The organism is Convivina praedatoris (assembly GCF_933208495.1).
Classification (GTDB): Bacteria; Bacillota; Bacilli; order Lactobacillales; family Lactobacillaceae; genus Convivina; species Convivina praedatoris.
The window spans coordinates 24,277-39,581 of the sequence record NZ_CAKOET010000004.1 but is presented as its reverse complement, the minus strand read 5'-3'; the positions used below and the strand labels follow the sequence as shown (position 1 = coordinate 39,581).

Sequence of the window (15,305 nt, the reverse complement as noted above, 5' to 3'; positions counted from 1 at the left end):
TAGATCGTGAGAGGTGTCATTGTTTAATGGCACAAATAAGGTGGTACCGCGTCCAGGCGTCCTTTAGTTCATAGAACTAAGGGGCGCTTTTTTGTTATTAATAGCGCCGCAAAGAGAGGGAAAGATATGCAAGGATGGCAGCAGTGTTTTAAGAAAATATTAGCCGTGATGGTGGCTGGTCTGATGTTGGGAGTATTTACATCGACCTCAGCCAGTGCTGATGATGATAATTTGCAAAAAATTAAAGATCAGGGTGTCTTACGGGTGGCCTTATCGCCCGACTATCCTCCTTTTGAATTTCAAGTTAATCATGGTCAGGGAGAAGAAGATGTCGGTCTGGATATCGACATTATTAAAAAAATTGCCAAAGATTTGGGCGTTAAATTAGAAATTGAAAATATGAGTTTTAGTTCAGTCTTAGTTGCTGTAGAAACTGGCAAAGCAGATATTGCTATTGGGGGAATTAATCCAACGCCAGAACGTAAACAAAGTGTTGATTTTTCTAATATTTATTACAATGGCGGTCAAGCCTTCTTGGTTACGAAGGCCAAGTATAAGCAACTGAAGAGTGCCAAGCAGTTAAATGGTCATACGATTGGTACTCAAACCGGAACCTTACAATACAATTTAGCCAAGCAACGGTATACCAAGAGTAAGCTAGTTGGTATGGATAAGGGATCGGACTTAGTCTTAGCCTTGAAGACCAATAAAATTGAAGCAATGGGAGTCGAAAAGCCGGTTGCTGAAGCTTATGTACAAAATGATCCAGACTTGGTTATGTTCCAATCAGATTATGATTTGAGTAGTGATGAAACTGGAACAGCCATCGCTGCTCCCAAGGGTAGTACTAGTTTGATTGCAGCTATGAACCAGTCGATTGATCAAATTAAAAAAGAGCATTTGATTAGTAAATATATGAAAGATGCTGCTAAGGATATGAAGACCAACACGGTTGATACTTCTATGCTGCACTACTGGAATTACTTCTTTAAGGGTTTCCAATACACCTTACTAATTTCAATCTTGGCCGTGATGGGTGGTGTCATCCTGGGTGTCGTTTTGGCCTTGATGAAGATGAGTCATTTTAAGATTTTGAGTTGGCCGGCAATTAGTTATATTGAAATTGTTCGGGGAACCCCAATGATGGTACAGGTTTTGCTAGTCTACTTTGGACTGGGCGTGGTGGTGAACTTGCCAGCGCTAACGGCCGGTATTATCGCTGTTACTTTAAACAGTGCCGCTTATATTAGTGAAATTATTCGGGGTGGTATCTTATCGGTAGATAAGGGCCAGCGCGAAGCCAGTCAAAGTCTTGGCTTAAACCACAAAGATGCCATGCGGTTTGTGATTTTACCACAGGCCTTTAAAAATATTTGGCCGGCTTTGGGTAATGAATTTATTGCCATCATTAAGGAAAGTTCAATTGTGTCAATTATCGGTGTTACTGACCTAGTCTACGAATTGAACGTAGTTCGGGCTGATACTTACCGGGGAGTCGCACCAATTATTGTGGTTATGGTGGTTTACTTCCTCATGACCTTCGCCCTAACTCGGGGCTTAAATTACCTAGAGAGGAAGATGAAGTATGAATGAGCCATTAATTAAAATTGAACACTTACAAAAAAAGTATCAAGATAATTTGGTGCTAAAGGATATCAATGGCGAGGTTCAACCTAGTGAGGTGATTGCCTTAATTGGTCCATCTGGATCAGGGAAAAGTACCTTGTTACGCTGTATCAATCAGTTGGAAAAACCAACTAGTGGTGCCGTCTACTTCCAAGACAAGGATTTAACTCAGGCTACCGCCCAAGATTTATCACAGCTGGGTGAAGAAATTGGAATGGTCTTTCAGAGCTTTAATCTTTTTCCAAATATGACCGTTTTGGAAAATATAAAATTAGCGCCGATGCGTGTGAAGCAGATGAATGAACAAGATGCTGAGACCACGGCCATGCAATATTTAACCCGTGTCGGTCTGGCCGAAAAAGCTGCTGCTTATCCAGATAGTTTGTCTGGTGGTCAAAAACAACGGGTGGCGATTGCTCGTGCTTTGGCCATGCATCCCCAAGTCATGCTCTTTGATGAACCTACCAGTGCCCTTGATCCAGAAATGGTTGGTGAAGTCTTAGCAGTTATTAAAGAACTAGCTAACGAAAAAATGACGATGGTGATTGTCACCCACGAGATGAACTTTGCTCGCAAGGTCGCTGATCAAATTTGGTTCATGGCCGATGGCGTTATTCAAGAGAAAAATACGCCGGATGAACTCTTCAATCATCCTCAAGAGGCGAAAACCCAGGACTTTATTCAAAAAGTATTAACTATTTAAAAGGTGAAAATAAAGGAGAAATATTATGACAAAAAGTACTAAAGAAAAGATTGTATTGGCTTATTCTGGTGGTTTGGACACTTCGGTGGCAATTCCATGGTTGATGGATAAGGGCTACGATGTGATTGCCGTTGTTTTGGATGTTGGTCAAGGTGGTAAGGATTTGGATGCCATCCAGAAAAAAGGCTTGGCTGTTGGGGCGATTGAGTCAATTGTGGTTGATGCCAAAGATGAATTTGCTGATGAATATGTGGCTCCGGTTATTTTGTCTAATGCTTTGTATGAAGGTAGTTATCCTTTGGTTTCTGCCTTGTCCCGGCCACTTATTATTAAAAAATTAGTTGAAATTGCTCATGAAAATGATGCCCATGCCATTGCCCATGGATCAACAGGTAAGGGAAACGATCAAGTTCGTTTTGAAGCAGCAATTCATGCCCTTGATCCGAACCTAGCAATTGAAGCACCGATTCGTGACTTCCACTGGTCGCGGGAAGAAGAAATTGATTATGCCAAGGATCACGGAGTACCAGTGCCAATCGGTAAGGCTTCCCCTTACTCAATTGATGCTAATCTATGGGGTAGGGCTAATGAGGCTGGTATTTTGGAAAATCCTTGGAACCAAGCTCCAGATGATGCGTGGGGTATGACGGTTGATCCACAAGATGCGCCCGATGAAGCGCAATTCATTGATTTGGACTTTGAAAACGGTTTACCTGTTGCCATGGATGGCCAAGCTATGAAATTAAGTGCTTTGATTCAAGAATTAAATGTTATTGCCGGTAAGCATGGGATTGGCCGGATTGATAAGATTGAAAACCGGTTGGTGGGTATTAAGTCGCGTGAAGTTTATGAGGCGCCCGCTGCTGCAGTTATTATGACCGCTCACAAGGATTTGGAAGATTTGACTTTGGAACGTGATGTGGCCCACTACAAGCCAATCGTGGAGCACCAAATTACGGATTTGATTTATAACGGTATGTGGATTTCACCTTTGTTTGATGCCTTGATGTCCTTTGTGGTTACGACGCAAGCAGTTGTCAATGGAAAGGTAAAGTTGAAGTTGTATAAGGGTTCTGTTCAAGCTGTAGCCCGGCAGTCAGAGCAAAACTCATTGTATAATGAGCAATTGGCGACTTATACTGCTGCTGATAGCTTTGATCAGGTTGCAGCAGCTGGCTTTATCAAGTTGTGGAGTTTGCCAACCATGGTTTACGAGCAAGTTAATCACGTCCACTCGGACAAGCTGGAGGATTAAAATATGAGTGATAAATTGTGGGGTGGTCGTTTCACTGGGGAAGCGGCGGAATGGGTTGATGAATTTGGTGCTTCAATTGGCTTTGATTATCAAATGGCGGCTGAAGATTTAGAAGGTTCGCTGGCCCATGTCAAAATGCTTGGCCAAGAGGGAATTATTCCGCCTGCTGATGCCCAAGCCATTGAAGCTGGTTTGCAAGAATTACAGGAAGAATTAGCCGCTGGTCAATTAACTTTTACTGTAAAAAACGAAGATATTCATTTGAATATGGAAGCCTTGCTAACTGAAAAAATCGGTCCAGTAGCGGGTAAATTGCATACTGCCCGTTCTCGAAATGATCAGGTTGCCACTGACTTTCATCTCTGGGTGAAGCATCGTTTGCCAGTGGTGATGGCGGAATTGACCACCCTACAAAGCACTTTGGTGAAACTAGCTAAAGAAAATGCAGCCGTAATTATGCCGGGTTATACCCATATGCAACACGCCCAACCAATTAGTTATGGCCACTATTTGTTAGCTTATTTTGAAATGTTCCAGCGGGATTATGAACGGTTTGAATTTAACCAGAAACATACCAATATTTTACCTCTAGGAGCCGCAGCCTTGGCGGGTACCACTTTTCCGATTAACCGACAGACAGTGGCCGATGAATTGGGTTTTGATGCGATTTATCACAATAGTTTGGATGCAGTTTCTGACCGAGATTTTGCCTTGGAATTTCTAAGTAATGCGTCGATTTTGATTATGCATCTATCACGGATGGCCGAAGAATTAATTTTGTGGTCGTCTTATGAATTTAACTATGTCGAACTTGATGACACCTTCTCCACTGGTTCTTCCATCATGCCCCAGAAGAAGAATGCTGATTTTGCTGAATTAATTCGGGGTAAGTCGGGGATGGTTTATGGAAACTTGATGGGCCTATTGACGGTTATGAAGGGTTTGCCTTTGGCCTACAACAAGGATATGCAAGAAGATAAAGCCGGGACTTTTGCAGTCATGGATACGGTTTTAGCAGCTTTGAAGGTCTTTAATGGGATGCTGGCTACTTTAAAAATTCATCCAGAAAAGATGGCAGCTTCCTTGGAAAATGATTTCTCCAATGCCACTGAATTAGCTGATTATTTAGCCAATAAGGGTATTCCATTCCGACAGGCACATGCCATTGTTGGGGCTTTGGTGCTCAAAGGATTGCAGGAAAAGCGGTCTTTGACGGCCATGTCATTAACTGAATTACAGGAACATTCAGACAAGATTGAAGCCGATGTTTATCAAGTGCTGGATCCTAAGGTCGCCGTTGACCGACGGACTTCTTTGGGTGGTACCGCGGTGGCCAACGTTATTAAGGAGAGTCAACGCGACCAAGCAATTTTAAATCAACGGACGAAAGGATAAGATACGATGGATAAACAAATACTAGCCAGTTTCCAAGGGAAATCCTATCTTAAGGAAATTGATTTTACACCAGCGCAGTTAAAAGCATTGGTTGAGTTTGGTCAAGAAATTAAGACCGCCAAACAGAATCAGACTCTCCAACCCTTTTTAAAAGGTAAAAATGTCATTTTACTTTTCGCCAAGAATTCAACACGAACCCGTTTGGCCTTTGAACTTGGAGCCCAGGAAATGGGGGCTAACACGGTCTTTTTGGATCCTGCCTCGAGCCAATTCGGTAAGAAAGAGTCTGTTGCCGATACGGCGCATGTCTTGGCCGGTGTTGCCGACGGGATTGCCTATCGTGGTTTTGGTCAGGCTGATATTGAAGAGATGGCCGCCGATGCTTATGATACGAATGGTAAACATGCGCCAGTTTGGAATGCTTTGAGTGATCAATGGCATCCGACCCAGATGATTGCTGATTTTATGACTTTGCAAAGTGAGTTTGGTCAGTTGGATAATCAGATTACGCTGGCCTATGTTGGGGATGGGCGCAATAACGTTGCTCGCTCACTTTTGGTGGCCGGAGCTATGGTGGGGATTAATGTCAATATTATTGCGCCACAAAGTTTGCAACCTGACCAAGAAACGGTTGAACTGGCACAAAAATACGCTCAAGCAGCAGGTAGTCAGGTTTTGATTACTGACGATTTAGATCAAGGCGCCGCTGAGGCCAATGTCTTTTACAGCGATGTTTTTGTTAGTATGGGTGAAAATAATTGGCAAGAACGGTTAGAAGCGTTGATGCCTTACCAAATTAATGAGACCCTGTTACAAAAATCAAAGCACTATGGGCACGATTTGATTACTATGCACTGCCTACCGGCTTATCATGATGATCAAACTCAAGTAGCGCAAGAACTGCATGCGAAATATCCTGGTTTAGTTGATACTACGGGTATTGAAATGAGTGATGCCGTCTTTAAGGGGGCGCAAGCTCGCCATTTCCAACAGGCTGAAAACCGGAAACCAGCGATTATGGCGATTATGGCAGCTACGTTAGGGAATTTGGATTTATTATAGATATTAAAACCCACTTAATCAAATTAAGTGGGTTTTTTGTGTTTAGTTTAGTTTTAACTTTGTATTTTAAAAATTCCCTATGACAAAATTTGATTGATTTCCAAATAATGTGATAAGGTAGTTCTATGGAAATCGAACTAGAAGATCAAAAAAGAGCTGAAATATTTAAAACTTTATCGGATGCAAATCGCTTAAAAATAATTCGCACTCTGCAGGCTAGTAATCGGGAAATGACTTGTGGGGAAGTCGGTGCCCAGCTATCTATTAGTAAATCCACTGTCTCTTATCACTTTAAGGCCCTTAGAGCAGTCGGATTAACTAACACGAGAAAAGAAGCACAAAGTAAGTATTTGTCTTTAAATCAGGAAACTTTTAATAAATATTTACCCGGATTCTTAGATTCTTTATGAATCCTTTATTTTTGCCTTTTAGTTCGATAATTATAGAAATAAAAAGGAGAGAAAATGAACATAAAAAAAGGACTTACAAGAAATCTTATACTAACGGCCATTTTAATTGCGACCTTTATGACTTCCGTGGAAACGACGATTATTACAACTGCTTTGCCCACGATTGTCAGTGATTTAAATGGTTTATCCTATCAAAGTTGGATTTTTGCCATGTATCTCTTAACCACGGCCTTGACGACGCCAATATATGGTAAACTAGCCGATCAAATTGGCCGAAAACCAGTTTTTTTAATTGGTTTAGTCCTTTTTACAACTGGTTCGGCTCTGTGCGGACTAGCCAGTAATATGTTAAGTTTGATTATCTTTCGAGCGATTCAAGGATTGGGTGCCGGAGCCATTATGCCGATTACCTTTACGATGATTGCTGATTTATTTACCTATCAAGAACGGTCTAAGATGTTGGCACTCAACAATACTGCTTGGGGAATTTCGGCATTACTTGGGCCTTTGATGGGTGGCTATATTGTCGATAATTTGGGCTGGCACTGGGTATTTGTTATTAATGTGCCCCTTGGAGTGATTGTCTTTTTAATTATTTTTACTACTTACCATGATTCAAAACTAGCTCATGAAAAATTAAAGATGGATTTTCTAGGAATTGCTAGTTTGTCCATTTTACTTGTATCGGTCTTGTTGTTATTTCAATGCTTATCAGTTTCTAAAATTAATTGGGTTTTAATGGCCTTTTTAACGCTAGTAATCCTATTAGCAACTTTAGTTTTAATGAAAATTGAACATCAGGCAATTGATCCTATCGTGCCCCTAAAATTATTTAGGAATCAATTATTTTTGGTTCAAATTTTTACGACCTTAGCGCTCAGTGCCATTCAAATTGGTTTTCAAACTTATTTTCCGATGTGGCTCCAATCGATTTATCATGCCAGTCCCTCACTGGCGGGGTTAGCTGTGACGCCTAGTCCGATTTTGTGGTTATTTTCATCATTTTTGGTGGGAAGCTTAGTTAAAAAATTTGCGCCAAAATATATTGCCTTACCGTTAATTATTATCATGGCCTTAACCTATCTACCACTGATTTTTGTTTCGATTCATTTTCCAGAGCATTTATTCTATGTTATTTCCGCTATAACTGGTTTTGTCTTGGGAATTGTGATTACTATGAATACTTTAATTGCCCAGCATGTGGTATCACAAAAAGACCTCGGCACAGCTTCTTCCATGATTACCTTAGGTAGAACGTTGGGACAAACGATTGCGACAGGTATTTTTGGTTTGATATTTAATTTAACCATTCATCATGAGATTTCCCAGCAACCTGCAATCAGTGAAAATATGGTAAATCAATTCATTAGCAGTAATAATCATACCAGCGCCATGGTTGGTAAAAATTTTGATGTTTTAGCTCAGACAGTATTGTCGGGTATGCATGCGGTTTTTATAGTTACCTTGATTTTGTTTGTTCTGGTTATTATTCTGAATCTATCAGATAAAAAGCGGACAATTGTAAAATAAATCAAAAAAATCCTCGTTAACGTCATTGTTAACGGGGATTTTTATTATGCTTGCGTTGCAATCGCAAGTTTAATGGCATCAACTGCTTGTCTTAAATGGTTTTCATCGATTATCAGGGGCGGTAGGAGCCGGAGTGTGTTTTCCCGAGCCGATAGAGTCAGATAACCAGCGTTTTGAAGGGTAGTAATTACTTGATTAACTGGTACTGCTTCGGTCAGATGAATGCCAATCATTAAACCAGCGCCACTAATAGTCTTTACCTGGGCAAGGGGGGCGATTTCCTGCTGTAATAGCTTCATTAAGAATGCCCCCTTATTTTGTACACTGGTCAAAAAAGTAGGAGTTAGCTGCTTCAAAACCTCCTTAGCCGCCGCCATAGCGACTAAGTTGCCACCAAAAGTAGTTCCATGGTCACCAATTTTAAAGTGTTTTGCAACATTCTTTTTAGCTAACATCGCCCCGACGGGTAAGCCATTGGCCAGCCCCTTGGCCACCGTGATAATATCAGGCTCCAGACCAAATTGCTGGTAAGCAAATTGATAGCCTGTCCGGCCCATACCCGTCTGTACCTCATCAACGATTAGTAGTGTCTGGGTTGCTTGACATTGAGCTTGGACAGCCTGTAGCCACTGCTGATGACCGACATTAACGCCGCCTTCACCTTGGATGACTTCTAAAATAACCGCCACCGTATTTTCATTAATAGCTGTTAAGGCCTGTTCCTGATTATAATCAACCATCTTAACGTGGGGGAGCAGGGGGTCAAAGCCTTCTTGAATGTGGGGATAACCAGTTACGGACAGAGAGCCGATTGTGCGACCATGGAAGCCATAATTAAAAGCTACAATTTCTTTGGGATGATTAGTAGCTTTATCGGAGGCAACTTTAAAGGCTAGTTTAAGGGCTGCTTCGTTGGCTTCCGTACCAGAATTACAGAAGAAAGCTTGGTAATCAGCCGGACAAAGTAATTCCGCGACTTCTTCGGCTAAGGGGTTTTGATAGAGATTGGAGATATGCCATAATTGGCTAATTTGCTGAGTCGCTGCTTGTTGGATGGCACAGTTACTATAGCCAAAGTTACAAACGCCAATTCCGGCGGTAAGATCAACGTAGCTCTTACCATTTTGATCAATTAAGTGAAAATCATGACCACCAATAAGTTCGATGGGAAAGCGTTGGTAGGTTGACATGGTTGCATTCATATAAGATTCCTCCGTCATTTTTAATGAGTAATTGTAGTACCAAGATGATTAAGTTGGTTGGTAATTGTAATTTGTTGGACGCCGTCGTTCAAACTAGCTAAAGCAGCTTTAATTTTAGGAACCATGCCACCGGTAATTTGTCCTGCTTGAATAAATTGCTGGGCTAAGATTGGCGTTAACTTAGTTTGAAGTTCTTGGTCAACTAAAATACCAGGTACGTCAGTCAGTAAAATTAATTGTTGTGCCTGTGTTAGCACTGCCAAAGCTTGGGCAGCCTGATCTGCATTAACATTTAATAGCTGTCCTTGAGGTGTTTGGGCCAGTGAATTAATTAAAATCACCCTGTCGTTTGGAATCTGTTCCAATAACTTAGTTTGAATGCTGGTTACCTGGCCGACTTGACCATATTGACCTTGTAAGAGGGTTTGCCCGTTAAGGTTTAGGGGCTGACAGTCGATGCCATGTTGCTGAAATAATTGAGCAAAATAGGGCTGGATGACATCTGATAAAAGTCCCTGAGTTAGTAACATTTCAGCCGATGAGGTCTTGCGAATGCCATCAATTTTTTGTACCGGTAAATCAAAAAATTCACTAGTAGCAGTAATTAGTTGACCGCCCCCATGGACGATAATGATTTGTTTTTGTTGGTCCAACCAAGTTTGGATTTGCTTAAAAAAATCGTTGGTAAGTTGATGGATGGCATTGCCACCAATTTTAATGATAATCATCGCTTTATCCCTCATAGGCAGCGTTAATTTCAACGTATTGATAGGTTAAATCACAGCCCCAAGCCATACCTTGCGCCTCACCACAATGTAAATTGACAGTAATGATAATTTTGTCAGTCGCTAAAATTTGGTGAAGGGCACTTTGATTAACAGGAACAGTCAAACTGTTCTCCACTAAGGGGATGCCACCAATTTGGATGTCTAGTTGGTTGGGATTTAATTGCGCTTGGGTTTGGCCAATGGCTTGGACAATTCGTCCCCAGTTGCCATCTTCACCAAAAATCATGGCTTTAATTAAATTTGAACCGACAATTGCCTTGGCAACTTGGTTGGCTTCGACTGGATTGGCTGCATTTTGAACCTGTGCTTCAATTAATTTATTGGCGCCTTCACCATCAGCCGCAACCATTTTTGCCAAATTAATTAAAACTGTTTGCAAGGCGTTTTTGAAGCTAACGAATTCAGAATGCTCGCTGGTTAGTGTTTGATTTTGGGCCTGACCATTGGCTAACACTACTACCATATCGTTGGTGGACATGCAGCCATCAACGGTAATTTGATTAAAAGAGCTTTGAATTAGTTCCCGCAGTAAATCTTGGAGTAAGGGGCCTTCAATCTTAGCGTCTGTGGCAATAAAGCCCAGGGTGGTACCCATATTGGGATGGATCATACCTGAACCCTTGGCAAAGCCAGTTATCGTGACAGTTTTTCCGTCAATGGTTAGCGCCTGACAAGTTTTTTTACTATGAGTATCAGTGGTAAGAATGGCTTCTGGCAGTTGCGATTGGGCTGTTAATGTGAGTTTTGCAAGGCCGTCCTTAAATTTATCCATCGGCATTTGCTTACCAATAACCCCAGTTGAGGCCACTCCCACTAAGTTAGGACTGATATTGAGTTTTTCAGCGACTAACTGACCACTTTGGGCAACATTATCTAAACCAAGTTGCCCAGTAAAAGAATTAGCATTACCACTATTAATCACAAGAGCTTGTAAAGTTTGTCCTTTTTGAATTAAGCTTTTAGTAAATTGAGTGGGGGCAGCTTGGAATTGATTTTTAGTGTATACACCGGCGGCAACTGCCGGTACATCAGAAACCAACCAACCAAAATCTAGGTCTTGTTCGGCTTTAAAACCAGCATGAGTGGCACCGGATTGAAAGCCTTGTGGCCAAGTAAATTTAATTTCCATAATGTTCCTCCTAAAAAGTATTGGAATGGAGTGGTAATCCGCTGGTGTCGCTCAAATGAAAGAGTTGGTTCATATTTTGAATAGCTTGACCGGCGGCACCTTTGAGCATGTTATCAATCACTGAGACTGTTAAAAGGTAGCCGGTTTTTTCATTAAAGGCGAGGCCAATATTGCAATTATTACTACCAACAACGCTTTTAATGTCCGGTAAATCCTCATCAAATAAATTGATAAATGGGGCATCTTGATACTGTTTTTGATAGGCTTGTTTAATGTCAGTTTGACTAATTCCAGGTTTCACCTTGGTATAAATTGAAGCCATAATGCCACGGTCAATGGGAATCAGTGAAGTCATAAATTGCAGATGGGGAATTGTCGGATTCCAGGCTTGTAGTTGCGCTAAAATTTCAGGGATATGCTGATGTTGATTAGCTTTATAAACCTGCATATTTTCATTGGCTCGTAGATAATGGGATGAAGTACTTAGACTTTTACCAGCACCGGATAAGCCAGATTTAGCATCAACGATAATGCTATCGGGATGAATTAAATCCGCTTGGATTAAGGGAGCTAATCCTAATAAAGTAGCTGTAGCATAGCAGCCGGGATTAGCGATGTAGTGATGTTGATTGTTGTAATTTAAATCAGCTAATCCGTAGTAGGAGTGTGCCAGATTTTGGCTGGTGGGGCCGTCTTTGTGATACCATTTTTGATAAGTTTCGGGCTCTTTCAAACGAAAATCGCCTGATAGATCAATTACTGGAAAATCTTGATCTAAAAAGGGCTGAGCTAACTGGGTGGCGATACCGGCACTTGTTGCTAAAAATAGCACGTCATTATCAACCATAATTTGTTGACTATCGTAGGGAAGCGCCGTGACTTGATGCTGGTAATCTAACCGATCGTTTACCTGCCAAAGGGGCGTTTTTTGTGATAAATCATGTTGATAAATGTTAATTTGGGTCACATTGGGATGGTCTTGTAATAATTGGTAAAGTTGCATACCGGCATAGCCGGTAATACCAACGAGAGCGATTTTCATCATAGACTCCTTAATTTATATTGATTATTGGGTTGTTTGTGTGTTGTTAATTTATAGCGGGGAATCCCCGTCGTCGTTTGGTGTACATTACTAATACTTCGCTTTCTGAAAATAAAAAACGTCCCCCTGGATAATTAAATCCAAGAGGACGTCAATAACGTGGTACCACCTCAATTTCTAAAAGTAATGACACTTTTAGCTTGTAAAGTTAAAAAACTTTTAGCATAACGGGCTAGTAACCGGAACCCCCTAATCACTTCAGGGGTCAACTCATGGGCACGATCTAGTTAATTTTTTTGGCCGGTTCTCACGAATTAACATCCAGCTTTTCTGTAAAAACAAATTTAACTAAAATTTCCAATCATAGTTTTTAATATTAATTAAAATCTAATGTTTATTAGCTATTATCTTATGGAATAGATTTTATTTTGTCAAGTTAAATAAGAATAAAATTAAAAAATCATTAGTATTCCTTTATAGAACCCAATATACTATAATCTAATTATCTAATGAAGCTCTTTTTCCATGGAGAAAGAGGATGATATAGTTGATAATTTAACTGTCAGAATACAAGCAAGAGGATAGGAAGATGCTAGGAGAAATTGGAAAGCTAATTTTAAATCAAGACCTAGAGGCCACCATGATGGATGTTCGAATGGGTCTGGAAGTCGAAATGCATCGGGTGGAAAAAGATGGGCGTTTAACAACTCATGATTTTCCAGAAGAATTGGGTGATCAAAAGCAAAATCGTCATATTAAAAACGATTTTTTGAATAGCCAAAGTGAGTTGATTACCCCAACGGCGGATAACTCAGCTGAAGCAGTACGTGATTTGACAGCTTTAAATCATACGCTACGGGCTTCGTTGAGCCAGGATGATGATTTGCTCTGGCCACTATCAATGCCACCAATTTTGCCTGAAGATTTAAGTACTTTGGAGATTTCACATGTCACCCCTGAAAAGGCTGAGTATTACCGGAATTGGTTGAGTCGTCATGATATCCGTCGTTCCGTGCCAACTGGGGTACACATTAACTTGAGTTTTGATGATGCGCTGACGGAATCTTTGTTTGCCTATTTAAAAGATGAATATGATACACCAGCTAAGTTAAAAAATGCCATGTTTGATAAGGTGGTCCACGGATTTGTCCAGTATCGCTGGTTGTTGACTTATTTGTTTGGCGCCGCACCCATTACAGAAAAAAATTACTATACTGATACTCGACCAGACCACCCGGTTCGTTCTTTACGTTCTTCGCGTAACTTTGGGCTTTTTAGTGAATTTCGTGGCGATTACACTAGCGTTGCTGCTTATGAAAAGGCTATTTTGGCTGCGATTGATTCCGGACAGATTCAGGGAGAATCCGAATTCCATGGCCCAATTCGTTTGAAATCCGTTGGTGGACTAGAAGGGATGGCTGAACGGGGCTTGGACTACTTGGAGTTAAGGATGTTGGATTTGGATCCAACTTCTTCGATTGGGGTTCGTGATTCGACTGTTCGTTTTGTGCGGCTATTAGTGATGTACTTTATGATGACGGAAAGTACTTGGAATGCACATTCTCAGCAATTAGCTGAAGAAATGAATGAACAGGTCGCGTTAGAACCCGCGACTTCGATGACTAGCTATCAGACGCAAGCCTTAGAATTTATGGATAAACTTCAAGGATTTGTGGCCGATGTGGGTCTATCGGTTAACGTGCAAAGAACTTTGAAAGAGTTATATCAACGGGTTGTCAATCCAGCTACGACCCTTTCGGCTCAATTAGAAACGATGATTGTTGACGATTCATTGGTTGAGTATGCAATTCGGCAAGCCCAAATGTATCAAGATGCTGCCATTGAAGAGATTCAAAGTCGTCGTATTTATAAAATGTCAGTGGACGGTCAGTATGTCTCAGATCAAAAGTTACGAGAAATTCTTTTTGATCAACCTTGGCATCATGTTGAGTATCCAGCTGAAATTCGCTAATTATAAAAGAAGGCTAGGACAATTGTCCTGGCCTTTTTTATGGTATATATTTCGTTATTTTTGTATCAAGAATTCGTTATATTTATAGCAAAGTTGCGTTATAGGGGAAACATAGATAGATTTAATATATCAATATGTTTTCTACATAATGATAAATAAAGCTAATGACATAGAGGAGCAAAAAGAATGACACAAACAGCCACATTAATCAGTATGGGACTGGCAGAGCCAGATAACATTGTTTACACCAAGGATTTGGCCGAGCGGATGGGTGTGGATCCTAAGTGGGCGGAGCGAGTTACTGGTATCCATTCACGGCGTCATACAACCGTTGAAGGGGTCAATGATGAAGGAATTCGCCTTGCCAAAGCCTCTTTGGATCAAGCCTTACAACGTGCTGATCTTAAGATTAATGATTTAGATGTTATTATCTGTGCTTCAGCTGTGCCTAGCCAAGCTATTCCGGCGACAGCACCGTTACTACAAGCAGCTTATGGAGAGGAAGCAGCTGGTATTCCGGCCTTTGACATTAACGCAACTTGCATTAGCTTTGTTACAGCTTTTGATTTGATGGCCAATATGATTAGTTTGGGTAAATACCAACGAGTTGGCATCGTCAGTACCGACTTGCCTTCACTGTCATTAAATTTTGATGAACCTAAGAATGCCTTACTGTTTGGTGATGGTTCAGCTGCTGCTATTTTGGGCGTGGATGATAATCAGGCCGTTCACGTATTAGCCAATAAAATGGCAACTTATGGTAGCGGGGCCCACGACACTGAAATTCGTGGTGGTGGTAGTGCTATTCCACCTAAGGTTTATGCACAACAACCTAAGACTGATTTTATGTTCCATATGGATGGGCAGGCTACTTTCCGTTTAGCGATGCGTAAGGTACCTGATTTTGTGGATGAATTACTTCAAGAAGCTGGCTTGGACTTAAAGGACATCGACATGGTTGTTCCTCATCAAGCAAGTGGTTTAGCCATGAAAATTATGAAAAAGCACCTCGGTATTCCTGATGATAAGTTTTATTCAATCATTGAAGATCATGGAAACATGGTTTCAGCTTCAATTCCAACAACTTTGGCAATGGCCATTGACCGTGGTGATATCAAACGAGGCGATAAAGTCTTGTTAATTGGAACTGCCGCTGGTTTGACCATGCAAGGACTAATTTTTGAGTACTAA

Annotated in this window: 13 protein-coding genes and 2 other annotated features (1 of these 15 running past the window's edge); of the genes, 9 read left to right on the top strand and 4 right to left on the bottom strand. The window is 41.0% G+C overall.

Going from position 1 to position 15,305, the window contains the following annotated elements; all coding sequences use genetic code 11:
- Window positions 1-67 (top strand) — a binding site (T-box leader) (it extends 152 nt beyond the left edge of the window).
- Between the two features lie 59 nt (window positions 68-126).
- The 7 genes from M4974_RS04605 (at window position 127) to M4974_RS04575 (ending at window position 7,981) form a co-directional block, all read left to right on the top strand.
- Window positions 127-1,593 carry an ABC transporter substrate-binding protein/permease gene (locus M4974_RS04605; protein WP_248706418.1) on the top strand — a complete coding sequence of 489 codons (1,467 nt, stop codon included), beginning with the start codon at window positions 127-129 and terminating at the stop codon, window positions 1,591-1,593.
- A complete protein-coding gene (locus M4974_RS04600) occupies window positions 1,586-2,329 on the top strand; it encodes an amino acid ABC transporter ATP-binding protein (protein WP_248706419.1) in 744 nt (247 codons plus the stop codon). Before M4974_RS04605 ends, M4974_RS04600 begins: the two co-directional genes overlap by 8 nt.
- A 25-nt stretch (window positions 2,330-2,354) precedes the next feature.
- Window positions 2,355-3,584, top strand: coding sequence for an argininosuccinate synthase (locus tag M4974_RS04595; RefSeq protein WP_248706420.1), 1,230 nt, complete (start codon window positions 2,355-2,357; stop codon window positions 3,582-3,584).
- Window positions 3,585-3,587: 3 nt separating this feature from the next.
- Window positions 3,588-4,979: an argininosuccinate lyase gene (gene argH / locus M4974_RS04590; protein WP_248706421.1), complete on the top strand. Its 1,392-nt coding sequence runs from the start codon at window positions 3,588-3,590 to the stop codon at window positions 4,977-4,979.
- 6 nt (window positions 4,980-4,985) lie between these two features.
- Window positions 4,986-6,041, top strand: coding sequence for an ornithine carbamoyltransferase (argF, locus tag M4974_RS04585; RefSeq protein WP_248706422.1), 1,056 nt, complete (start codon window positions 4,986-4,988; stop codon window positions 6,039-6,041).
- A 125-nt stretch (window positions 6,042-6,166) separates the two neighbouring features.
- On the top strand, window positions 6,167-6,451 hold the full coding sequence (locus tag M4974_RS04580; RefSeq protein WP_248706423.1) for an ArsR/SmtB family transcription factor: 285 nt from the start codon (window positions 6,167-6,169) through the stop codon (window positions 6,449-6,451).
- A 54-nt stretch (window positions 6,452-6,505) separates the two neighbouring features.
- Window positions 6,506-7,981 (top strand): MFS transporter, encoded by a 1,476-nt coding sequence (locus M4974_RS04575; protein ID WP_248706424.1) that lies wholly within the window; start codon window positions 6,506-6,508, stop codon window positions 7,979-7,981.
- A gap of 44 nt (window positions 7,982-8,025) precedes the next feature.
- Here the strand turns inward: M4974_RS04575 and M4974_RS04570 are convergent, their stop codons facing one another.
- The 4 genes from M4974_RS04570 to argC are packed head-to-tail and all read right to left on the bottom strand — an operon-like array spanning window position 8,026 to window position 12,142.
- Complete coding sequence (locus tag M4974_RS04570) at window positions 8,026-9,183, bottom strand: acetylornithine transaminase (protein ID WP_248715791.1); 1,158 nt, start codon at window positions 9,181-9,183, stop codon at window positions 8,026-8,028.
- A 20-nt stretch (window positions 9,184-9,203) separates the two neighbouring features.
- Window positions 9,204-9,911 (bottom strand): acetylglutamate kinase, encoded by a 708-nt coding sequence (gene argB / locus M4974_RS04565; RefSeq protein ID WP_248706425.1) that lies wholly within the window; start codon window positions 9,909-9,911, stop codon window positions 9,204-9,206.
- A gap of 4 nt (window positions 9,912-9,915) precedes the next feature.
- Window positions 9,916-11,127, bottom strand: coding sequence for a bifunctional glutamate N-acetyltransferase/amino-acid acetyltransferase ArgJ (gene argJ, locus M4974_RS04560; RefSeq protein ID WP_371831396.1), 1,212 nt, complete (start codon window positions 11,125-11,127; stop codon window positions 9,916-9,918).
- A complete protein-coding gene (gene argC, locus M4974_RS04555; protein ID WP_248706427.1) occupies window positions 11,111-12,142 on the bottom strand; it encodes an N-acetyl-gamma-glutamyl-phosphate reductase in 1,032 nt (343 codons plus the stop codon). The genes argJ and argC overlap by 17 nt, the downstream gene beginning before the upstream one ends.
- 141 nt (window positions 12,143-12,283) lie before the next feature.
- Window positions 12,284-12,516 (bottom strand) — a binding site (T-box leader).
- A gap of 215 nt (window positions 12,517-12,731) precedes the next feature.
- Here argC and M4974_RS04550 point away from each other — a divergent pair.
- Both M4974_RS04550 and M4974_RS04545 read left to right on the top strand, forming a co-directional pair.
- Window positions 12,732-14,114 (top strand): glutamate--cysteine ligase, encoded by a 1,383-nt coding sequence (locus M4974_RS04550; RefSeq protein WP_248706428.1) that lies wholly within the window; start codon window positions 12,732-12,734, stop codon window positions 14,112-14,114.
- A 186-nt stretch (window positions 14,115-14,300) separates the two neighbouring features.
- Window positions 14,301-15,305 carry a 3-oxoacyl-[acyl-carrier-protein] synthase III C-terminal domain-containing protein gene (locus M4974_RS04545; protein WP_248706429.1) on the top strand — a complete coding sequence of 335 codons (1,005 nt, stop codon included), beginning with the start codon at window positions 14,301-14,303 and terminating at the stop codon, window positions 15,303-15,305.